At 38.5% G+C, this 23,253-nt stretch carries 24 protein-coding genes; 1 reads left to right on the forward strand and 23 read right to left on the reverse strand.

Annotation, left to right across the window (positions count from 1 at the left end):
- Positions 1–2: 2 nt before the first annotated feature.
- The 15 genes from folE to prsW all read right to left on the reverse strand — a co-directional run bounded on the left by folE (position 3) and on the right by prsW (position 14,136).
- Positions 3–617: a GTP cyclohydrolase I FolE gene (folE, locus tag E2626_RS04570; RefSeq protein WP_134380136.1), complete on the reverse strand. Its 615-nt coding sequence runs from the start codon at positions 615–617 to the stop codon at positions 3–5.
- Between the two features lie 152 nt (positions 618–769).
- Positions 770–1,042 (reverse strand): HU family DNA-binding protein, encoded by a 273-nt coding sequence (locus tag E2626_RS04575; RefSeq protein ID WP_039809415.1) that lies wholly within the window; start codon positions 1,040–1,042, stop codon positions 770–772.
- A gap of 471 nt (positions 1,043–1,513) precedes the next feature.
- Positions 1,514–2,992 (reverse strand): stage IV sporulation protein A, encoded by a 1,479-nt coding sequence (gene spoIVA / locus E2626_RS04580; protein WP_134380138.1) that lies wholly within the window; start codon positions 2,990–2,992, stop codon positions 1,514–1,516.
- Between the two features lie 81 nt (positions 2,993–3,073).
- Positions 3,074–3,793 (reverse strand): hypothetical protein, encoded by a 720-nt coding sequence (locus E2626_RS04585; RefSeq protein WP_134380140.1) that lies wholly within the window; start codon positions 3,791–3,793, stop codon positions 3,074–3,076.
- 16 nt (positions 3,794–3,809) lie between these two features.
- A complete protein-coding gene (locus E2626_RS04590; protein WP_134380142.1) occupies positions 3,810–4,013 on the reverse strand; it encodes a DUF2768 domain-containing protein in 204 nt (67 codons plus the stop codon).
- Between the two features lie 166 nt (positions 4,014–4,179).
- Positions 4,180–5,226, reverse strand: coding sequence for an NAD(P)H-dependent glycerol-3-phosphate dehydrogenase (locus E2626_RS04595; RefSeq protein WP_279587250.1), 1,047 nt, complete (start codon positions 5,224–5,226; stop codon positions 4,180–4,182).
- A 33-nt stretch (positions 5,227–5,259) separates the two neighbouring features.
- Positions 5,260–6,576, reverse strand: coding sequence for a ribosome biogenesis GTPase Der (gene der / locus E2626_RS04600; protein WP_134380146.1), 1,317 nt, complete (start codon positions 6,574–6,576; stop codon positions 5,260–5,262).
- 176 nt (positions 6,577–6,752) lie between these two features.
- Positions 6,753–7,802 (reverse strand): type 2 isopentenyl-diphosphate Delta-isomerase, encoded by a 1,050-nt coding sequence (gene fni / locus E2626_RS04605; protein WP_134380148.1) that lies wholly within the window; start codon positions 7,800–7,802, stop codon positions 6,753–6,755.
- Positions 7,803–7,816: 14 nt separating this feature from the next.
- Positions 7,817–8,962, reverse strand: a complete 1,146-nt coding sequence (gene rpsA, locus E2626_RS04610) for a 30S ribosomal protein S1 (protein ID WP_134380150.1) — start codon at positions 8,960–8,962, stop codon at positions 7,817–7,819.
- A 126-nt stretch (positions 8,963–9,088) separates the two neighbouring features.
- Complete coding sequence (locus E2626_RS04615; RefSeq protein ID WP_134380152.1) at positions 9,089–9,670, reverse strand: lysophospholipid acyltransferase family protein; 582 nt, start codon at positions 9,668–9,670, stop codon at positions 9,089–9,091.
- Complete coding sequence (gene cmk, locus E2626_RS04620) at positions 9,667–10,347, reverse strand: (d)CMP kinase (RefSeq protein WP_134380380.1); 681 nt, start codon at positions 10,345–10,347, stop codon at positions 9,667–9,669. Before cmk ends, E2626_RS04615 begins: the two co-directional genes overlap by 4 nt.
- Positions 10,348–10,479: 132 nt before the next feature.
- On the reverse strand, positions 10,480–11,112 hold the full coding sequence (locus E2626_RS04625; protein WP_134380154.1) for a flagellar brake protein: 633 nt from the start codon (positions 11,110–11,112) through the stop codon (positions 10,480–10,482).
- 90 nt (positions 11,113–11,202) lie between these two features.
- Complete coding sequence (ypeB, locus tag E2626_RS04630) at positions 11,203–12,513, reverse strand: germination protein YpeB (protein WP_134380156.1); 1,311 nt, start codon at positions 12,511–12,513, stop codon at positions 11,203–11,205.
- A gap of 16 nt (positions 12,514–12,529) precedes the next feature.
- Positions 12,530–13,300, reverse strand: a complete 771-nt coding sequence (gene sleB / locus E2626_RS04635; RefSeq protein ID WP_134380158.1) for a spore cortex-lytic enzyme — start codon at positions 13,298–13,300, stop codon at positions 12,530–12,532.
- Between the two features lie 170 nt (positions 13,301–13,470).
- Positions 13,471–14,136 (reverse strand): glutamic-type intramembrane protease PrsW, encoded by a 666-nt coding sequence (prsW, locus tag E2626_RS04640; protein WP_134380160.1) that lies wholly within the window; start codon positions 14,134–14,136, stop codon positions 13,471–13,473.
- 84 nt (positions 14,137–14,220) lie between these two features.
- Between prsW and E2626_RS04645 the strand changes: the two genes are divergently transcribed.
- Positions 14,221–15,192 carry an asparaginase gene (locus E2626_RS04645; protein ID WP_134380162.1) on the forward strand — a complete coding sequence of 324 codons (972 nt, stop codon included), beginning with the start codon at positions 14,221–14,223 and terminating at the stop codon, positions 15,190–15,192.
- A gap of 303 nt (positions 15,193–15,495) precedes the next feature.
- Here E2626_RS04645 and E2626_RS04650 read toward each other — a convergent pair whose 3' ends face one another.
- The 8 genes from E2626_RS04650 to E2626_RS04685 all read right to left on the reverse strand — a co-directional run bounded on the left by E2626_RS04650 (position 15,496) and on the right by E2626_RS04685 (position 23,117).
- Entirely contained in the window at positions 15,496–16,455 is a 960-nt protein-coding gene (locus E2626_RS04650) for a YpdA family putative bacillithiol disulfide reductase (RefSeq protein ID WP_134380164.1), read from the reverse strand.
- Between the two features lie 99 nt (positions 16,456–16,554).
- Entirely contained in the window at positions 16,555–17,466 is a 912-nt protein-coding gene (locus E2626_RS04655; protein ID WP_134380166.1) for a MerR family transcriptional regulator, read from the reverse strand.
- 89 nt (positions 17,467–17,555) lie between these two features.
- Positions 17,556–18,308: a metallophosphoesterase gene (locus E2626_RS04660; RefSeq protein ID WP_134380168.1), complete on the reverse strand. Its 753-nt coding sequence runs from the start codon at positions 18,306–18,308 to the stop codon at positions 17,556–17,558.
- A gap of 338 nt (positions 18,309–18,646) precedes the next feature.
- Entirely contained in the window at positions 18,647–19,279 is a 633-nt protein-coding gene (locus tag E2626_RS04665) for a CBS domain-containing protein (RefSeq protein ID WP_134380170.1), read from the reverse strand.
- Between the two features lie 81 nt (positions 19,280–19,360).
- A complete protein-coding gene (locus tag E2626_RS04670; RefSeq protein ID WP_134380172.1) occupies positions 19,361–20,056 on the reverse strand; it encodes a LysM peptidoglycan-binding domain-containing protein in 696 nt (231 codons plus the stop codon).
- Between the two features lies 1 nt (position 20,057).
- On the reverse strand, positions 20,058–20,627 hold the full coding sequence (locus tag E2626_RS04675; protein ID WP_134380174.1) for a CPBP family intramembrane glutamic endopeptidase: 570 nt from the start codon (positions 20,625–20,627) through the stop codon (positions 20,058–20,060).
- A complete protein-coding gene (locus E2626_RS04680) occupies positions 20,617–22,065 on the reverse strand; it encodes a RecQ family ATP-dependent DNA helicase (protein ID WP_134380176.1) in 1,449 nt (482 codons plus the stop codon). The genes E2626_RS04675 and E2626_RS04680 overlap by 11 nt, the downstream gene beginning before the upstream one ends.
- On the reverse strand, positions 21,987–23,117 hold the full coding sequence (locus E2626_RS04685) for a YpbB family protein (protein ID WP_134380178.1): 1,131 nt from the start codon (positions 23,115–23,117) through the stop codon (positions 21,987–21,989). The genes E2626_RS04680 and E2626_RS04685 overlap by 79 nt, the downstream gene beginning before the upstream one ends.
- Positions 23,118–23,253 lie beyond the last annotated feature (136 nt).

Consider the following 23,253-nt stretch of genomic DNA (forward strand, 5'->3'; position numbering starts at 1 on the left):
TATTAATCCATTTTCAACAATGTCATGACTTCATTTCTTAAAACATGATCAGTTTCATAAACTCCCCGTGCTGCAGTTGTTACTGTTTTGGCACCTGGCTTTTTAATGCCTCTCATCGTCATACACATGTGTTCTGCCTCTACAATCACATAAGCTCCGTGTGGAGAGAGCATGTCCATTATTGCATCGGCAACTGTAGAAGTAATTCTTTCCTGAAGCTGAGGTCTTCTTGCTGTAGTTTCAACAGCTCTGGCAAGCTTGCTAAGCCCTGTAACCTTACCATCTTTAGGCAGGTAAGCAACATGTGCTTTGCCGTAAAAAGGAACAAGGTGATGCTCACACATTGAATGAAAAGGTATATCTTTTACAAACACCAGTTCTTCATGATCTTCATTAAAAACGGTTTTGAAATACTCTTTAGGATCACTATGGAGTCCGGAGAACATTTCTTCATACATTTTCGCCACACGTTTAGGTGTATCGAGTAAACCTTCTCTTGAAGGATCCTCACCTACTGCTTCTAACAGCATTGTAATTGCTGTTTCTATTTTTTCCCGGTCAACCCGGCCAGTATTATTTTCAGTCAAAGTTGTTAACTGTTCAGTTGTATGATCCATTATTGAATCCTCCCACGCTGCATTTATTTCACTTCATATTAGCACAACGGCTTTGAGAGGCGCAAAGGCAACTGCTCAGTAAATGTGCGCCAGGCATTGATCATATAAAAAACCGCACAAAATTGTGCGGTTTTTTACGCTAAAGATATGTATTATTTAACAGCATCTTTTAGCGCTTTACCTGGTTTAAAAGCAGGCACTTTGCTTGCTGAGATTTCGATTTCTTCACCAGTTTGCGGGTTACGGCCTTTACGGGCTGCACGTTCGCGTACTTCAAAGTTACCAAAACCAATCAGTTGTACCTTATCACCTTTAGCAAGTGCGTCTTGTACTGTATCGAATACTGCATCAACTGCTTTAGTTGCATCTTTCTTAGAAAGTTCAGCAGATTCAGCAACTGCATTAATTAGTTCAGTCTTGTTCACGTCATTCACCTCCTCCCAAAAAAGTTATGGGCAAGTCTCTGTTACTTAGTGAACATTGAAAAGCATTTTCACGATTTTAAAATAATCGCTAAAAAGCCCATAGAATCAATGTTTTAGATCAATTCTGTTAAAAGATTATCATATTAAAAATACATTAGCAAGAATAATACGATAATTTTTGGCAATCTCTTCTTATTATCTCCTCTTTTAAGGTAAATAAACCTTTTTAACACTTGAAATCACTCTGATTTCAAGGTTTTTGTATTTATTTCAACTTTTAAAGAATAAAGATGATCATAAGGAAAGCTGCACTATATCAGAAGTGCATCATAACACTTAAGTTCATGAAGCGCTACTTATTAGAAAAATTTGTTTAATATAACCGCTGCAGCAAACATGAATAATATTTAAATAAACAAAAGAACAGCCCTAAAACCGGGCTGCAGATGATCGATGTATTAGTTTTTCAGCTTAAAGGATGATAGCAATCATCCCGCCAGAACCCTCATTAATTACTCTTTCCAAGGTTTCCTTAAGCTTATAACGAGCATTTTCTGGCATAATCGCGAGCTTAGCCTGAATCCCCTCTCTTACAATAGAACTTAAGCTTCTGCCGAATATATCTGAACTCCAAATCGATAACGGATCATCTTCAAAATCCTGCATCAAATAATGCACAAGTTCTTCACTCTGTTTTTCAGTTCCTATTATAGGCGAAAATTCGGATTCAACATCCACTTTAATCATGTGTATTGACGGTGCTACAGCTTTTAGCCTGACGCCATACCTGGCTCCCTGACGAATGATTTCAGGTTCATCAAGACTCATATCTGACAGCACCGGTGCCGCGATACCATATCCTGTTTGTCGCACCATTTTTAACGCTTCGGAAAATTGATCATACTCCTTTTTTGCTGCAGTATAATCTTTAATTAAAGATAAAAAGTGATCTTTACCGGTTACACGCTCTCCAATTAGCTCTTCTATCACCTGGTCGTATAAATCCTCCGAAGCATGTAAATCTATATTGGCAATTCCACCACCCATATCCATGCCTGATAATTGGGCAGTGTCTACATGATCAAATTCTTCAAATTGTCTAACCACTCTGTCTACATCTCTGATTCTTCTGATATCATGTATAACATCGCCGATTGCTGTTTCAAAGTGAGATCTCAGCCAGTGTTCCTGATCCAGGACCATCACCCACCCCGGAAGCTGAACATTCACTTCCAATACCGGAAATTCATACAACGCTTCTCTGAGAACCATCATTACATCCGCTTCTCTCATACTTTCCACACTCATTGCGATGACCGGTATATCGTATTTCAGCTGAAGCTCTTTTCTCAAATTCTCTGTTTGTTCCTGATGTGGTCTGGCACTGTTAAGTACCATGATGAATGGTTTCCCCACTTCTTTTAACTCTGCAATAATTTTTTCTTCTGTTTCTTCATAGCTTTCTCTCGGAATCTCACCAATTGTCCCATCCGTGGAAATCATTACACCAATTGTCGAGTGATCCTGAATGACCTTTCTTGTACCTGCTTCCGCCGCTTCATCAAAAGGAATTGGCTCTTCATACCAGGGTGTATGGACCATTCTGGGACCATATTCGTCTTCATGCCCTTTAGCACCTGGTATTGTGTAACCAACACAATCAACCATTCTCACGTTAACTTCCAGCCCATCAGAAACAGTAATTTTTACAGCCTGGTTAGGAATAAACTTTGGTTCGGTTGTCATGATCGTTCGTCCTGCTGCACTTTGAGGCAATTCATCCTGTGCCCGTTCTCTTTCTGCAGCGTTTTTCATATGAGGGATAACAGCAAGTTCCATCATTTTTTTGATAAAAGTGGACTTCCCCGTTCTGACAGGACCAACTACACCAATATAAATATCTCCTCCAGTTCTTTCAGCAATATGTTCAAATACGTTTTGTTTTTCCATCTGCAAGCCCCCCTATTTCAGCATCACGCACTAATAGTCTATGAGGACATGCTGCAAAAAGAACAAAAAAACTGTTTCATTTTAAGAACCAGCATCTTCTTTACCGTATTTAATTTCCCCGTCGTCCCCAACATAATATGGAACACTGTAAGCAGGGACTACACTTGAATCTTCAAATAATATCGGCCGCAAGTCTTCTTCATTCTGTAAAGATGACATGTCTCTATCCTGAGTCAACTGATATAAATCTGTGATGTAATCAACATAAATTGTTCCATCTCCCCTTGCTACAAGCGGGAGCTCGTTTCCGGTATAAGGACTTTTTATTGCAGGATCTTCTTCATAGCCGAGCTTAGAAAAGTCAACGGTGTACATATTATCCCCAATCTGCTCCTTAAACGGAATACCTCTGTTAGCCTGTATTCTGATTTGCAGCGACCTGATCGTTTCTGCTACTCTGAGATCAAAAACGTATACTGTAGGATCTTCTTCGACATTTAAAAGTGTATATTGAAAGACTCCCCCATTTTCATACGCATTACCGGGCAGATCAGGCATGAATCTGGGTTTCAACATCGAAAAATCAATTTGATATTTTCGATATACAGGCGTGTCATTTTCTACCGTTTTAATCGGCAGAAGCCCGCCCGTGTTCTCCTGATACTGATCTACAGCTGATTGAACATTTTCAATCTGGTCTTCATACGCAATCTCATTCCCCGCTCTATCTTCAGAAGGAAACATACACCCTGTTAAAAATATTGAAATGGCTGCTATGATCACAACCAGACGTTTATTCATAAATTTCCCCTCCGAATCAAACTTCCATTGTAGGACCGCTGAAAACGACCCAAAGCATGATTAATCCTGCAAGTATCATAAAGATATACGCTGCGAATGCAGTAATAAATTTGATTACTTTATTTGAAATTTTATAGCGGCTGATATAAATAATAATAATAGCTAAAAACATAAATCCCATCGAACCAAAAGAAACCCACATCTTAGTTAATGCATCCATTTAAGCTCACCCTTTCACAAAACGTGCCGTTATATTATAGCATAGTTCTTCCACATTCAATCGATGGCCGTGATAAGTTTCAGAAAAAGTTCAAGTTTTGAAAACAAAGGTTTTGCTTGCCTGTCACACTGTTTACAAATAACTGATCAAATAGAAAAAACCGGGATTACTCCCCGGTTTTTTCTCCCTGATCTTCTAAAATGTTCACCAAGTCTTCCATTTCATGCGTTTTAACCCTTGTCATTAATTGATCAACAGCTTCTTTTGGGTGTACCCCTTCAAACAGAACCTGATAGAGCGCACTGGTGATCGGCATAGTAACGTGGTACTTATTAGCGAGCTGATAGGCCGCCTTAGTTGTTCTCACACCTTCCACTACCATACCCATGCTTTCGAGCACTTCATCAAGCTTGTGCCCTTTACCAAGCATATTGCCTGCTCTCCAGTTCCTTGAATGAATGCTGGTACAAGTTACGATTAAATCACCAACACCAGTTAAACCTGAAAAAGTTAACGGTTTTGCCCCTAACTTTACACCCAATCGTGCAATTTCTGCCAGACCACGTGTAATCAGGGCGGCTTTAGCATTATCACCGTACCCTAAACCGTCTGTAATGCCTGCTGCGAGCGCAATAATATTTTTCAGTGCTCCTCCAACCTCAACGCCAATCACATCTGAGTTCGTGTAGACCCTGAAGTGCTGATTCATAAACGCATCCTGCACTTTTTTTGCAGCCTCAATGTTTTCTGATGCTGCAGTCACAGTTGTCGGGTGTCGCTTAACAACTTCTTCAGCATGACTGGGACCTGATAATACAACCAGATCTGACATCGCTTCGGGAGTGAGGGTTTCTTCAAGAATTTGAGATATTCTTAAATGGGTGTCGGGCTCAATCCCCTTGCTTACGTGCACAATAACAGCAGGATTTTCAGATACCTGATTCACCTGTTCTGCAACTTCACGAGTCGCTTTTGCAGGAACGGCAAAAACAATCATATCAGTGGAATCAATAGCGTCTCTGATATTTGAAAATGCTGTTATTTCATCCGCCAGGGTAACACCGGGCAGATATTTCTCATTTGAATGAGATTCATTAATCTGGTCGGCCTGAGATTCTCTGTGAGTCCAGAGCTTTACGTCATGATGATTATCTGCTAATACCAGTGCCAATGCTGTGCCCCAGCTGCCGGCTCCCAATACTGCAATATTCAGCTTTGTCAATACAGTCCGCTCCTTTACAATTAATTATTTTCGTGCTCTGGCAATTAATCTGATCGGTGTACCTTCAAAACCAAACGCTTCTCTGATTCTGTTTTCTAAAAATCTTTCGTAAGAGAAATGCATCAGTTCAGGCTCATTCACAAAGACAACAAATGTCGGAGGCTTGACTGCTACCTGAGTGGCATAGAATATTTTCAGCCTTCTGCCGTTCTCGGTTGGCGTTGGATTCATTGCCACTGCATCCATTACAACTTCATTTAATATGCTGGACTGAACACGCATTGAATGGTTTTCACTTGCCATATTGATAACAGGCAGTAAAGTATGAATTCGTTTCTTAGTCAGCGCCGATACGAAAACAACCGGTGCATAGTCAAGGAATTGGAAATGTGCTCTGATCGACTTTTCAAACTTGTCCATTGTTTTTTCGTCTTTTTCAACTGCATCCCATTTATTCACAACAATAATAACTGCTCTGCCTGCTTCATGAGCATATCCTGCAATTTTCTTGTCCTGATCTATGATGCCTTCTTCGCCATCAATTAATACGAGAACTACATCAGAACGTTCTATTGCACGCAGCGCACGCAGTACACTATACTTTTCTGTTGATTCATACACTTTACCTTTTTTACGCATACCCGCAGTATCAATAATGACATATTCCTGTCCATCATACTTATAAGGCGTATCAACAGCGTCTCTTGTCGTTCCGGCAACATCACTTACGATGACTCTTTCTTCTCCAAGTAAAGAATTAACAAGGGAAGATTTCCCTACGTTAGGTCTTCCAATCAAAGAAAACTTAATCACTTCTTCACCATAATCCTCGATCTCACGTTTATCAAAGTGCTCTGCTGCGGCATCGAGCAAATCACCCAGCCCAAGACCATGCGAACCGGAAATAGGGAAAGGCTCACCAAATCCAAGAGAATAGAAATCATAAATTTGATTTCTCATTTCGGGATTATCTACTTTGTTAACGGCCAGAACGACCGGTTTATTTGATTTAAATAATATTTTAGCCACGTGTTCATCCGCAGAAGTTACACCTTCACGGCCATTAGTCATAAAAATAATGACATCAGCTTCATCTATTGCTACTTCTGCCTGCTGTCTGATCTGTTCAAGAAACGGCTCGTCTCCAATATCAATTCCGCCAGTATCAATAATATTAAAATCATGATTCAGCCATTCAGCTGAACTGTAAATGCGATCTCTTGTTACACCAGGCGTATCTTCCACAATAGATACCCTTTCTCCTACAACTCTGTTAAAAATAGTGGATTTCCCTACATTTGGGCGACCAACTATCGCAACGACCGGCTTTGCTTTTGCCATGACGTTCACCCCTTCTACGCACTTGACTTAAGTGCACTTTCAATTTATTCGTTCTATACAGACTGAACCATTGTATCAGTATTTAATTTAATGCACAATAACTGTCCGTACAAACAAAAGCCGATTTCTTTTTAAGGAAATCAGCTTTTGCTGTTGAACACTTGTAAAAATCAACATCAGATTCTTCTGCTCAAACTTTCAGGTTCAAGCCCGCGTACACTGAGCCAGTGGTATAAATCTCCGGTGATCACTGCAGGTGCATGATGTAGAGATCGTACATTTCTACAACCCAAAGCTGTCATCATCATGACCAGGTCTTCCTGATAAAATTTTATTTCTTCTATCAAAGCAGCTTCACCCTGTTCAGACAAAATCTTCAGAAAAGATCCTGCAATACCCGCTGCAGAAGCGCCAAGCACTAAACTTTTTAATACATCCATACTTGAACGGATGCCTCCCGATGCGATTATATCTTTATTTGTGGAACTGGCTGTTTCAACGATTGAAGCTGCTGTCGGTACACCCCATTCGTTGAAAAATAGCTTCTTCCTGGTCTGTCTGTTATTTTCAATACTGGAAAAATTAGTTCCTCCATAGCCGCCTGCATCTATGACCGCAACAGAAGTTTGATTGAGTTTCTGAGTTGCTTCTTTACTTATTCCAAAACCAGTTTCTTTGACAATCACAGGGATATGAAGTTCTTCTGAAATTCGGGAAATTCTTTCTAATGCGCCATTAAAATCCCTGTCCCCCTCAGGCATTGCTAGCTCCTGAATGACATTCAGATGAATTTGAAGCGCATCAGCCTCTATCATTTCAGCAGCTTCAATTGCCTGTGTAACTGTCGCTTCACTGCCAATATTTCCAAAAATAAGGCCATTTGGATTTTCTTTGCGCACGACACTATACGTATGACGCTCATCTCTATCTTTAATTGCAGACATTTGAGAACCGACAGAAAGAGCAATGCCTGTTTCTCTTGCCGTTCTGGCTAGTGCTGCATTTATCTGGGAAGTCTTCTCTCCGCCTCCACCTGTCATTGCGTTGATAAAAAAAGGCGAACTCAGTTTAAGTCCGCCTACTTCAGAGTGAAGAGAAACATCATCCATAGAGCAATCAGGCAGGCTTTGGTGGACTAAAATGATATCGTCAAAACCTGTTGCACCTGATTGTTTATCAGATAAAGCATATTGAATATGATCCAGTTTTCTTTTCGCTCTACTCACAATTATTCACCTAATTATTTATCATTATTTAAATCTTTTAACTTATCGCCGATCATTTCACCTAGCTGAAATCCTGAAGATTCCTCAGGCATATCATAATGATGACCTGATGAACCCTTGTCTTCTTTCAATTCTTTAATCGAAAGAGACAATCTCTGGTCATTAACATTTACATCCAGCACTTTCACTTGCACCTGCTCACCTTCCGCAAGCACTTCATGCGGAGTACCGATATGCTGATGTGAGATTTGGGAGATGTGAACAAGTCCTTCAACCCCCGGGAACACTTCTACAAATGCACCGTAAGAAACAAGTCGTCTGACTTTTCCGTCCAATACAGCACCTCTTGGAGCTTTCTCTTCAATATCAGACCAGGGTCCCGGTAAAGTTTCTTTAATTGATAATGAAATTCTTTCATTATCACGGTCAACAGATAACACTTTAACCTGCACTTTCTGTCCTTCTTCAACCACATCAGAAGGTTTTTCTACGTGCTGGTGTGACAGTTGAGAAATATGGACCAGACCATCCACGCCTCCAATATCAACAAATGCGCCGAAATCTGTTATTCGCTGAACTGTACCGTCCAACACATCATCAGCCTGTATTTTCTCAAGCAGCTCTTTTTTCTTTTCAGCTTTTTCTCCTTCGATCACTGCACGATGAGAAAGAATTAAGCGATTTTTTTCCTCGTCAAGCTCAACAATTTTAAATGTTAAAGATTTTCCTCTGTAATCTTCAAAATCTTCAACATAATAGTCTTCAACGAGTGAAGCTGGTACGAATCCTCTTACACCGAGATCAACAACGAGTCCACCTTTGACAACGTCTTTGACCTCTGATTCAAAAACTTCTTCTGTTTCATATCTGCGCTTCATTTCTTCCCAGGCTTTTTCTGCTTCAACCTTTCGCTTAGATAAAACGAGTAATTCTTCTTCTACTTTGGTTACGATTAAATCAAGCTCATCGCCCTCTTTAACCACGTCAGAGGCTTTTTCTACATGGAGGCTCGAAAGTTCTGAAATCGGAATAATACCATCAATCTTGCTGTCTTTCACATCTACAAGAACCTGTTTTTCCTCCACCTTGGTTACAGTGCCGGTAACCCGATTTCCTACCTCTAGTGAGTTTACTTCGATGTTGTTCATATCCTCTGTCATATGTACTCCTCCTTAATCCAAGACTGCTGAAATTATATCAATTGTGAAAAGATTCACAGTTTAATGATAAATTCAGAATATACTACTAACTTCTAATAAATAGCCCTGTTTGTCAAGCGAGAACTTTTAGCGATGATTGTCGGAAAGTGTTTTTATCTCATTCATAATGATTTCGGTCACTTCAACTGCAGATGCTTTTCTTTCTTTTAATTCGGTCATATTAATCGGCTTCCCGTAAACTACTTTCAGTCTTTTAGCAAATTTGTAAGGTCCAATGATTGCACATGGTACAACTGCTGCATCTGATCTTAAAGCGAAAAATCCTGCTCCTGCAAGCCCTTTGCCAATTGTTCCGTCTTTACTTCTGGTGCCTTCCGGAAAAAGACCTACTACTTTGCCATCCTTCAGTTGTGCAAGCCCCCTTCTGAGTGCTTCACGATCGCTCATCCCTCTTTTGACAGGAAATGCGTTAAGATTTGGAAGAAGGTTTTTCAAAACCGGTGCATTAAACAGCTCTTCCTTCGCCATGAATGAAACAGGTCGAGGGGACGTGATTCCCACTACTGGCGGATCAAGTACGTTTATATGATTCGTACAAATTAACACGCCGCCTTCATCCGGTATATGTTCTTTACCCACGATACGAATTCTGTATACAGGTGTAAGTACTGTTTTTACCAACCCTCTTGCAAATGAATATAAATTCACGACTGTGACCTCCGATCAGCTGCTAGCGTCATTACTTTTTTTACTACATCTGAAATGCTCATATGAGTAGTGTCCAGTTCTATGGCATCTTTTGCTTTAATCAAAGGGGAAACAGCTCTGGTTGAATCGATATGATCCCGCTTTTCGATCTCAGCTTTAAGCTGCTCGAAGTCTGATGTGATCCCCTGTATTTTATGTTCCTCAAATCGCCTTCTTGCGCGCTCATCTGCAGTAGCAGACATGAATATTTTTAACTCTGCATCAGGTATAACTGCTGTCCCGATATCACGGCCGTCCATCACGATGCCGCCGTTTTTAACAAGTTCCTGCTGTCTTCTAACCATTTCACTTCTAACCAACTTGTGAAGTGCTACATCAGAAACATTTTTTGTGATTTCCTGCTGTCTGATTTCTGCTGTCACTTCTTGTCCATCAAGGAATACGAGTTGTCCTTCTTTTCCTGGTTTCAGCTCTATTACTGTATTCATTAAAAGGTTATATAATTCCTGCTCATTCTTTGGGTCAACCTTATTTTTTATTGCTTTATAAGTAAGTGTGCGATACATCGCTCCCGTATCAATATAAATAAAACCTAAATTTTCAGCAATTTTTTTAGCTGCAGTACTTTTCCCGGCAGCCGCAGGCCCATCTAGTGCAATCCGTATATTTTTTTTGATAGTCACAGGCGATTCTCCTCAATCTAGTTTAATCACAATTATTGTATCATAATCGACCCATTCTCTGATGGGTACAGAACGATAAAAGCACTCTTTTCAGCATATTTAGCCAAAAAGAGCGCTTCACACAAATTATTTTTCCTTCATTTTTAACTGGCATTCAAATGTGTATCTTAATAAAAGCTGTCTTTCAATGGCTGTGAGGTCATTAAACTTCACCATTCCAATATGAATACGATCTACTTGTTTAGTACGCGTGATTTCTCCAGCTACTTTTAAATATTGCGTATCACCATTTCTCATCGGAAGCACCAGAAAAAGCTCAAGATCGTCACCACTATGAAAGTTCATGCCTTCTTTCATTATAAAAGAAAGTCCACCTGCGCTAATATCTTCAGTTACAGTAACAAACTTCAAAGAATCCGTTTTAATTGATAAATCAATTGAAGCGTTCACCCTGACAAATTGTCTGCGTTGAATTTTCACTACATCTTCATCAACCGGTTCCTCTAAAGCAATCATTGGTATATTCGCGTTTTTTCTCCCTTTCACTTCGGTTTCAAAAGTGAAAGCATCATTTTTATCATCTGTATAACTAATTCTCAGCTGCATTCCATCAATTAGAAATACAGTTTTATTAGTGGAGATACTGATTGGGTAGTCTATATAAAGTTTTCCTCCACTAATTTCAACCAGCCTGCTTTTGTATTTATCATTTTGAGAAGCATGCATCGGTTCAATCGTTAATACTGTTCCAATTTTCATCAAAAACACCCGCCTAAACTACACTATATAGGTATTATCTCATGGAACAGTACATTTTCAATTCCTTTTTACGTAAAAAGGAAGGTTTTTCTAAAGTTTTTCCACTTTCTCTTCCTGCCCATTAATCGCATTAATATAAATTCTGAACGTTTCACTATTTGTCATTCCTGTGAATTCATAACAGAATACATGTTCATCCAATTCGTTTCTGATTAACACCATTCTGGTTTCCTCATTTTTGAATTTAGAATGCAGCAGATCCAACGCTTCATCTTCTGTTATTTCCGCTTCCGGAATCTCAATCTCTCCGTGCCCCGCCCAATAATCATAACCCGTGAAACCTAATACTTCACCATTATCAAGCGCAACTTTTAAATACACTGAGTCATCTAATATCCAAACATCTTCTTCACTCACATATCTGGAAAAAGTAAGTGAGGCACTATGGTCGTTCTGCTGGCTTTTATCAAGTTTTAAATCCTTTAACTGATTCTTGATGAGAAATTTCTCAGCTTCAGTTACAGCTTCATTTAAGCTGAGTGTTGCATTTGAAATGTTCCGGTCCTTAATCATATACAATGGATATCCGCCTTTTGAAGATATATCCATTGAAAATGTTGATTCAGGCATGGTTACTGTAACAAACGGATAAGGTGACCCCTCCAGACTGTGCGAGACATTTGCATTTTCCATTTTGTTTCCTGAAAACTGCGCAGCAATTTTTAATGCATCTTTATCCGTGATTTTTTCACCCTCTAAATGCTCAAGCTGTCTTCTGCGTTCTGAAGCCGTCTCCTGTTCTGTCGGTGCAAATGTTTCAGAAGCATATCCTTTAACTGCTCCATCCACTTTAGCAAATCCATCAACGACTGGCTGTGCTTTAGCATCTTCAGTTGCCATAAGCTCTTCAAGATCGAGCCAGCTTAATTTTTCTTCAAGTATTTTACTTTGAATATTTCTCAATTCGTTCTGAATATCTGCCGATTGGCTATATAACTGTTCCAGCTTTTCATATTCATCATCTGTTAACGGTTCAGAAGAAAGATCTCTAACAGAGGTTCGAAAGCTGAATTCACCAATGCTCATCAAAAACTTCTCCATTTCGCTAAATGGAAGGATCCCCAGCGGAAGCTGTCCAATATCAGAATGAATCATAGACGTTAATCTCCAGACTTCTGTCAGAGCCGGGGAAAGCGTTCTGCCGCCATTCATTGCTAAAGTTGAGCCGATTTCATCATGTAAAAGATCCATTTGAAAAGTCATTTCATGAAAAGCACGCTGATACTGATTTTCCATATGCGTTTGCAAAGCATTCGTTTGTCCTTTTTGATAGGCTGCAAATGCAGCGGCTGAAAAAGCACATAAAAACAATAGGATAAGAATCGATTTTTTCCAGTTCATTCGTCATTCTCCTTACTTATAAGCAGAATATATGCTCACCAATTTTTTTGATTTGTGGTCTTGACCAGATCCATTTGCTTGTAGCTGTTACAGGGTTAAAATAGTACAGTGCGTTCTCAGAGGGATCCCATCCGTTAATTGCATCTAACACTGCACGTCTGGCCTGGTCATTTGGTGTAAGCCAGATTTGTCCATCCGCTACCGCTGTAAAAGCCAGCGGTTCGAAAATAACTGCTGAAGCAGTATTAGGGAAAGCTTCATCTTCGATTCGATTTAAAATAACAGCTGCTACTGCAACTTGTCCTTCATAAGGTTCTCCACGTGCTTCCCCATACACAGCATTAGCCATTAGTTTTATATCATTTTCTGAGTACCCACTCGGCAGTCGTAACTTTTTAGGTGAAGCTTCCTCTTTTACTTGATTTTCCAGAGGGGTCCCGCCATAATGAGAAAACTTTACTCCTTTTTTCAGGTTATCCTGAACAAAAGATTCGTTATAATCACTCGCGTTAATCAGTTTTTGTCGGGTTTCCGGACCTGCAAGTCCATCGATTTCCATTCCGTAATCATTCTGAAAGTTTCTCAATGCCCAGTAAGTACCCCATCCGAAATCACCGTCAATTTCACCTTTGTAATATCCTATATACTGAAGCCGTGCCTGAAGCTCAATCACATCGTCACCAAATGCTCCTTTTTGAATAACCTGTCCACTGAAAGCACCTGTACTTGCTGCATTCCCAAAAACAATTGAACATACAAGAACCATTAAGCAAGCTTTTCTCCTCATACCATTACCTCCTGTCATGCTGATTAATATTAATCTGATCTAATTTAATTAAACTATTCAAATATTGTTGAATTAGAGGATGAAGGTCCTGATCAAATACACAACAACAGTCATATTCAACACATTTTATGGCAAACAAAAAAGCATGCATCCGCATGCTTTAATTGTCCTTAAGATATCCTCGTATTATGGTGTGCATCTGTCAAAATATGCGCTTTTTTTACTTTCCATAGACCGAACCACCAGAGAAACAACATAAAAGGCACCATATAATAGATCCAATTCCGGCTGCTGATTAAAATAAAGTCATATGTAGAATGAAGAATAATCGGTAATATTAATGAGACGATGACAAATAGCTGTTTTTTTGTGTTGAACTTTGCTTTTCCTATGTAATATCCCATTACCACACCGAATAATGCGTGACTTGAAACAGGCAGTAAAGCCCGGCCAACAGCAGTTTCCAAACCATATGCAGCCAGATACAACACATTCTCAAGCGTCGCAAACCCTAAAGAGACTGCTGCCCCATAAACAATTCCATCATAAGGTTCATCAAATTCCACCAGATGAAAAATAAAAAAATAGAGAATAAACCATTTAAAAAATTCTTCTAACAGTCCATACGTTAAAAAGGACTGTAAGAACATATGTTGAAAGTCAGTCTCCACTTCAATGACATACTGTAAAAACATTACAGGAAACGTTACAGCAACCCCTAAAATAAATGCTCTGAACACAACTCTGATTGGCTCTGAGTCATATTGATCCTTGAGATAAAAGTAACTTAGCAGAGCCAATCCGGGTGCTATCGCAGCTGAAATAAGAGCGATCATCATGTTGCCTCTTTTCAATCCGTTTTTCTCATCGTATCATGTAAAAGAATCTAATTACATACTTAACTGTTCCGGAGGGATCATATGTCAAAAAAAACATTATTACTTATTCATACAGGTGGAACAATATCTATGTCAGAAGATGAGTCGGGATCAGTAAAACCGGAGGGTGAAAATCCGCTGATGAGGCATACACCTAACTTAAATGATTATGCAGACTTTTTTGTTGAGGCACCTTTTACCTTGCCTTCACCCCATATCACCCCTGACCATATGCTGGAGTTAAAAAAGATCATTGAAAAATATTACCTGGAAAAAGGTATCCATGGTGCAGTGATAACGCATGGTACAGATACGTTGGAAGAAACAGCATATTTTCTTGATTTAACTTTAAGACTCTCAATTCCGATTGTTGTCACAGGCGCAATGAGATCATCTAACGAGATTGGTGCTGACGGTTTATATAACCTAATCAGCGCAGTAAGAGTAGCTACTTCAGACGAAGCTTTTGGAAAAGGTGTTTTGGTTGCGCTGAATGATGAAATTCATACAGCCGTCAACGTTACGAAGACGCATGCAAGTAATGTATCCACTTTCCAGAGTCCTCAATATGGACCGATTGGGATTGTAACAAAAAACGCTGTTCTATTTCATCACACCCCTAAGTTGGATTTGAAATACTCGATTTCAGAGCTTAGTAAAAATGTAGCAATTATTAAAGCTTATGCAGGTATGGATTCAAGACTTTTTAGTGCTTTAGCAGACCTGAATTTTGATGGTGTCATTATCGAAGCACTCGGTCAGGGAAATCTACCTCCAGGCACCGTTAGCGGAATACAGGATTTGATAGAAAAAAACATTCCTGTTGTTTTGGTTTCAAGATGTTTTAATGGCATTGCACAGGATGTTTACGGTTATGAAGGCGGCGGTCGTCAGCTGAAAAAAATGGGTGTCATTTTTTCAAATGGATTAAATGGCCAAAAAGCGCGTTTAAAACTGATGATTGGCCTTGCGCAGTCGGATGACCCGGAGTATATTGCTGCGATGTTTAAATAGCATCTGTAAATCACTGCCGTACTTCGAATATCTTCTTAGGATTTTGCAAAAATTAACACCATACCGGATTTTACAGCCTTAAAAAATGCTGTAATTTTTGCTCTTTTAAAGTTGTCGGATGCTTCCGCGGCTGGATACTGAGCCATCAGGCTTCGCCTGTTCCGACTGTCCCTTCCTGCAGCAGGGAGTCACCGGCTTACGCTCCAATCATCAGCTGTGCAATATCCACTCTGGACTTTAACAAAGCCTTAATTATAATCGAATCAAATAAAAAGATCCTGTGTCGTTTGACACAGGATCTTTTTATTTGACTTCAATTGATTCTGCAATTTGTCTGCCATGAAACCTTCCATTTTCAATGAAAATTTCATTCGCGTTATTACCGGCGGCAATTACACCTGCGATATATATTCCCGGCACATTAGTCTCCATTGTTTCCGGATTAAATAATGGACGGCCTGTTTCATAATCAATATCAACACCCATCTTTTCAATTAAAGAATGATCAGGGTGGTAGCCGATCATCGCAAATACAATATCATTTTTTATGGATATATCCTTGAAGCCGTCATTGTAAATTAATGACTTACTTTTTATTTCTTTTACTTCAGCATTAAAGATCATTGTAATCGCTTCGTTTTTAACTAACGCTTCAAACTCCGGAAGAATCCAGGGTTTTATACTTTGTGAATATTCACTTCCCCTGTATAACACTGTCACTCTTGCACCGGCTTTTTGGAGTTCTATAGCTGAATCCACAGCAGAGTTTTTCCCGCCAATCACTACAACATCCATATCAAAAAATGGATGTGCTTCTTTGAAGTAATGATAAACTTTTTCTGAATCTGCGCCCGGACAAGTCAGTTTATTTGGATGATCATAATATCCTGTTGCAACAACAACTTTTTCAGCAGTATACTTTTCTTTATCAGTCTGAATTGAAAACAAGTCACCTTCTTTTGTCACGCTCTCAACTTTTTCAAATCGATTAATCCTTAGGTCATGCCTTGATGCAACTTCTCTGTAATAAACTAAAGCCTGATTTCGTTTAGGCTTGTGCTGCTCAATAATAAAAGGTACATTTCCTATTTCAAGTTTTTCACTGGATGAGAAAAACGTCTGATGAGTAGGATAATGATAAATTGCGTTCACAATGTTTCCTTTTTCAATAATAAGCGGATTATAACCTTTATTTTTAAGCTCAATCGCCGCAGACAATCCACATGGACCACCACCAATGACGATTATTTGTTCATTTTTCAATTATTTCACTCCTCAATGTAAACCTGTCATAATCATGACAACCGATTATTAAAAAAACTCCTATTTTATAATAATAGGAGTTTTTGACGAACTACACAATTAATTTGCAGGCATGTTTAAAGATTTGCTTATCCAGTCTTCCCAATCTTCTTTATTCAGACCGACCAGGTTTTTTTCAAAACCATCTCTTTCATCTTCATCCATTGAATTCACTGCATGTCCGCCTAAACCAATTACAAGCTCTTTATATTCACTTTCCAGATCTCTTATCAGATCCTTTGCTCTCGGAAGGTTTACTTTTAGCGTACAAGACATAAATAAAAATTTTGGTTCTACAGTATCAAGAACTGTTTGAATATCTCCCTCTTTAATACTGGAACCCAGATAAATTACATTGAAACCTTTGCGACGGATAAAGAGCGTGAAAATTAATAGTCCCAGTTCATGCCATTCATCCGGAGAGCATACCGCAACTACCTTAGGGAGAAAATTATTCTGCGGGAAAGAATGCATTAATATCCCAATTCTCGATCTTAAAATGGAAGTAGCAAAATGTTCGTGTGCCGTCGTGATTCTTCCCTCTTCCCATAATAGTCCGATTTTAATTAAAATACTGCCTAAAATATCAACCAGTACTTTATCCACGGTGTAAAGCGAAAAAGCTTCGTTAATCAGGTCATGAGCTTTACTTTCATCAAACTTCATTAATGCCCTTAATAAATCCTCTCTTAACAAAGTTAACTGATTTTCGTTTTTATCTATAGTTGTTATTTCTTCATGTTCCTGATCAGAAAGTGCTACAGCCTGGCTAATTGTGAATCCTGCATTTACTTTCGAAACCAGCCATTTAAGTTTTCTGATATGTTCATCTGTATAAAGCCTGTGCCCTGAGTCATTACGAACTGGTGCAATCATTTGATAACGCCTTTCCCAGGCCCTCAGCGTACCAGGTTGTATACCAATCATATTTGACACAGCTTTTATGTTATATTTTCCTTCTTCAGCTTTCATGGCCAACCTCCTGATCCAGACTGTTTGATAATTAATTATATATTTATTATACAAAGATGTAAAATCTGTATAGGTTTTATATAACTATATCAAATAAAGTGAATCAGGTGTATCTCTGATTTTGCTCCAAGCCTCATCGGGATCAATGTAGTACCGTACCCGTTACTGATTAATTGACTGAATTGATGATGGTGTACAAGACCGCCTTTGTCATAAGGACCAAATCCAAAAAACCTGATCTGCCCTCCGTGAGTATGACCGGATAATACGACTCTCACCTTAGATGCTTCAGAAACGTTGGTCAGTTTTCGCGTGATCCTGGGATCATGACTTAACAGAATAATGTTTTCACCTTTAATATCGTTTAAAGCCAGGTTCAGGTTATCTTGCTGATAATTAACATCTCCAACACCGGCAATGCTGATATGTTGATGACTCTCAATTTCAATTGAATCATTCTCTAGTACCACAATGCCCTCTTTTTCAAGAATTGAAGTCAGCTTGTTCTTATTCACTTCTTCATCGTTGTTTCCAAAAACAAAATATGCTTTTCCTGCATGAGACAGGAGTGCCGCATTATGTCTGACCCTTTCGTAAGGAACACCTCTTTCAGTAATATCTCCCCCGATCAGCACAATGTCTACTTCAGGTAAGGATGAAAACCATTGAGCAGAGATTTTACGACGGTGAATATCTGATATGAACAATACTTTTAAAGGTTGTTTAAGTGGTTCTTCACAAATTTTTATTTTGTGGGTAACCAGGTTATTTTCAAAAGCTCTTTTTATCATGAGTAGCCCGATGGCAATAAAAAAACCTGCCGCAGTATATACGTACTTCATCTTTACCTCCTGAATTCACTTCCAAATCAATTTACACATTTTCTAATTATATATGATGCAGATAGAAAACGACATTTATTTTGTCCAGTCTTCATATAACCCCCGCAGTTCTGTAGACGTAAGAAAGGATTCCATCAGAAACCCTTTGACTTTAGAAATGAAGTTTAGATGAATTCCTTTGTACTTTACAGCCGCCAATTGTGTTTAAGGTAGCAGGGGACTAATTGTCGGGCGTTTGAGATTCGCAAGCGCGTAAGTCAGAAATGTTAATCAGCATCCAGTTTTTGCAGAGCGAAAAAGAAAATCATTTTCCCGTCTGACGGGAAAATGATTAAGTACTAATCTTCCTTTATATCAAGAATTCTGAAACCGGATTTTTCGAGTTTCTTTAAAAACTTCTCCAAGTTATCTTTCTTCTCTATTTTTAAAACGATTCTTCTTACAAGCTTATCAGTTTCATCAAACGTGACAAGGGAAATAACTGATTCGTGAAATTGTTGGATAATTTCCGCAAGACGTGAGATTCTGCCTTCAGTTTCTACAGAAGTGAATGCAATACGCACACCGTTTTTGTGCATCCCGAATGCACTTCTAAACTGATTAAAAACATCGTATCTCGTTACAATTCCTTTAAATCTTCTATCAGGATCCACTACTGACATGAGAGGGAAATCGTTTAACTGATACAATGTTGTTTCAAAAATTTCGTCTCCCTGCAAATAGTTATCCTGGTGTGTTAAAATATCTCCTGCCTGATTTGTTTCATAGAATTCTTCTTTTGTTTTACCTGATTTAAAGAACGCCTGATAAATGTGGTATCTGGTTGTAACTCCCTCATATGTATCACCGTTTAGAACAGGAAGCGCATCCACTTCTTTTTCCTCAAGTAAATTTATTACTCGTTCAATCGACTCATCAGCTTGAACAGTGTAGCATTTTGATGCAGGTACCATCGCACTTTTTACAAACATTTCATTCACCCCAATTGATTAATTACAGCTTAGCTGTCTATATAGTTATTCTATAACTTATATATAAAACCCTTTATCCAATTAAGGTAACTGCAAAACCTGTCCAACATATATTTCATTGTCACCCAGTCCATTCAGCTGCTTTAATTGTTCAACCCCGTCAGGTCCGAGACCATAATTAACCGATATTCGATATAATGTCTCGTTTGCCTGAACAGTATGTGTACTACCTGATGGCGACCCTGCTTCATTTGAAGAATCCTGAGGTTCTTCCACTGGCTCTTCAACCGGCTCCTCCTCTGCAGGTGCTTCAGGTGATTCAGCAGGCTCCTCAATCGGTTCTTCAACCGTTTCTTCTACTGTTTCCTCAAGCGGCTCTTCTTCAGCTTCTTCAGCCGGAACACCTTCTTGATTGTCATCATTGCTGATGGTACCCGCTAATACTGGTTCAGCTTTATCACTTAAAGCGGTTTCTCTATTTTTTTCGATCTGAAACTCATTTGAATTTTCTAATGTGGCATTTGTAATACTCGACTCATTGTTTGAGAAAAGAAAAATTGATACTAATACAACAGTTAAAGGCAGCAGGACAAATGATGCCAGCAAAAGTCCGATTAAAGGGAACGGTTTTTTGTTTGATTTTTTTTCTTCTCTCTTCTTACTGTGCAATTCCAATCTGGATTTAACATTGCTGTCTTCACGGGCATCATCTTTTTTTGAAGCCAATATTTCTTTACGGTCTTTTTCAGCCCTGTCTCTGTAAGGATCTCTTTTCATATTAAACCCCTTCTTTATAAGAATAATGAATATAAATACCTAATATATAGTCTATTATAAAGTGAATGATGATAACTGACCATAGACTTTCGGTATATTCATACACAAAACCCAAAAGAAAACTTAATATAGCAACATTTATAAACAAAAATATATTTTTCAAATATCGTACATGAACAGCGATAAATACAATGCTTGCAGTCAGGATTCCAAAGTGTGTCTGAATCACACCTCTAAAAAGCAATTCCTCACTAAACGCGATCAGCATAGTGACAAATAATATTTGTGTCGGGGACAGACAGCTAAAAAGACGGATATTAATACCACCATCATAAAACGCTTTTTCGGGAAGATATTTCATCAGTATCAGATCAACAGCAACGCAAAACACACCGATCATAAAACCGGTCAATACTACTTTGCTGTTCAATTTAAATATTAAAGTAAAGTCAGATAACTGACCAAATAATATAAGTCCCAGTAATACCGAGAGTGCAAGCAACATGATTTGCGTATAAAGAACAGCAAGTTTTAATAAGTGACACGGATAATTTTCAATATCATGTGTCATTTGTTCTTACTGCAAAAAGCTTATCCAGCTTTTCCTTCCAGCTGAAATTAATTTGTTGTTGACTTTGTTCAGACACAGAAATTTTAGTCAGCCCACAAAGATCGCAGCAGTTATTATGATTAACGAAGAGTGTCTCCTGAAAAAAAGAAAGAAGTTTTTCTCTTCTGCAATATTCTGTGTCTATATAGCTTTTCATTTCCATTACTTTTTGGCGCTTACTAACAATTCTTTTTTCAAGTGCACGATCTATTTCTTTTTCCCACTCTGTACCTGATTGATTTTCTGCGTAATATGTTAATACTCTGAGTTGTGTATCTGACAGCATTAGCTCCTGTTGAATCAATTCAAAAGGCTTACCCCTTTTGAATTGAACATAAAATTCTCTAATCTGGTCCAACGTCGGTTTCTCTATTTCAGCAAGCTGGAGAGGAATAAACTCATCATTGCCACTGTATAACAATATAGATTGAGCCGGCTCCCCGTCTCTGCCTGACCTGCCAATCTCCTGAAGAAAATTCTCAATGGAAGAAGGCATATGAAAATGCACGACAGAGCGAATATTTTCTTTATTGATACCCATTCCAAAAGCATTTGTCGCAAATATCCAATCCAGTTGACCAGCTATGAACTGCTGCTGTATAAGAATTCTCTGGTCATTTTCAATATCTCCATGATAGACTGCTGAACGGATATTTTGTTCCGAAGCTGCAGCCTGAAGGGCCTCCGCTTTCTTTTTGCTTGAGAAAAAAACGATCCCCGGCGATGGTTCTTTTGATACAATGGATAGCAGTTTTTGTTCTTTTTCTTCCACACTCGACAGTTTGACAACGTCTAAAGAAATATTTGGCCGGTTAACTGAAAAAACCCATTCTTTCCATCCCGATAAATTTAATCTTTCAGCTATATCTTTTCTGATTTCATTTGTAGCAGTTGCAGTTAGTGCAAGTGTACAGGGATTGTTTAACGTACGCTTTAATTCACCAAGCTTTAGATAATCAGGTCTGAAATCAGGACCCCACTGTGAGATACAGTGCGCTTCGTCAATTACCAGAAGGCCTATTCCGATTTCTTTAATTTTATGTAAAACTTCCTTCGAATTCAGCATTTCAGGTGATAAGAATATAAAACGAAAAGCTTCCAGACGATCTATCAGAAATTTCTTTTCTTTAAAAGACAAAAAAGAATTTAATGCTGCAGCTCTTTTTTCGCCGCGCAGTTTAATCTGATCCACTTGGTCCTGCATTAATGACAACAATGGTGAAATAATTAAAACCCGCTCATTGTTTACATAAGAAGGATATTGATAACAAAGACTTTTACCTGTTCCAGTAGGTAACATTGCAATTGTATCCTGACGATTCAAAACTGATTGTATAATTTCTTTTTGTCCTGTTCGGAATGAACGATACCCAAATTTTTCTGCAAGTAGTTTTTCCATGCGAGTCCATCCCTTTCTGTTTTGGCCAGCACCAATCTGATTTGAAAATACTCCGCCTCGGGTACGGCGTCTTTAATATACTTCAAGCGGTTACTTCCGGATTGTACAGCATTAATCCGCTCTGCGGTTTCTTTAGGAACATAAGGATCGATCTCGAAATTTTTATCTAATAACGCAACTTCAAGAACATGATCTTCAATTGTACTTCTTTTTAAATTTCGAATTGCAGAGATTCTATCTATTGAAAAGTTTTTTGACAAATATTTTTTCGTTTCTAAAGTCGATTTAGTGTATGGAATGGCTTTTTCAACCTGAAGTTCCATCATGTTGAACAATAGCGGGTAATGATCACGATTTTTTTCAATGATAGCAAAGATAAAATGAAGTCCATTCACAAATCTCATATGAATTTCATCGATTTCACAATTCATTTTTTCAGCAAGCTGTCTATTCGTTAACCCAATCATTCCGTAACCAGATAGTTTTTGAACGATCAGTTCCGGTGTATCCGGATAGTTGTCGCTTAACAGATTGGTCAGCTCTTTATGTAATTCGGATGCATAATTGGATAAATCTTTACCATATTCCCTTATCTTATGTCTGACCCAATTTTGGGACTGAACATCCCGGTTTATCGGTAAAAACTGAAATTCCTGGTGAATAAGATTTGAAGTTGTTTGCACCATAAGGGTTAATCTATTCCAAAATAATAAAGTGATTTCGTGGTATTTCCACCCATTTAAAAAAAACATGAATTGTTTCTCAGAAAAAAACCTGATTAATTGTTCTTTGCCTTTCTGGGTAACAATATATTTGGATTGTTCAATCTCCTTGATTAATCCGCTTTTTTCAAGATGGTTTATTTTATGATCATAGATTTCCCTTGAAAGTGATGGATAAGTTTGAAATAAAGGGGAAATTCCAAACAATTGTGCATCCTGAATTGTCTGGGAAGTTTTTTTTCCTTTGAGAAGATGATAGATAGAGGATTGAGTTCTTTCGCCATTTATCAAATCGAGGCCAACGAGTGCATTAGAATCAAAATAATTCATAGAGAATCTCCTTCGTTTTGTTGGTAGACTTATATTAACATTCTACAACAATATATAACAGTTTTCTTCGTCCTGGATGCGGGTATTATGAAAATAAGTGCCCTTCAGTATTGAAAATCAAAACGTGTACGAGTAA

The organism is Jeotgalibacillus salarius (assembly GCF_004405125.1).
In the GTDB taxonomy this organism is placed as follows: domain Bacteria; phylum Bacillota; class Bacilli; order Bacillales; family Jeotgalibacillaceae; genus Jeotgalibacillus; species Jeotgalibacillus salarius.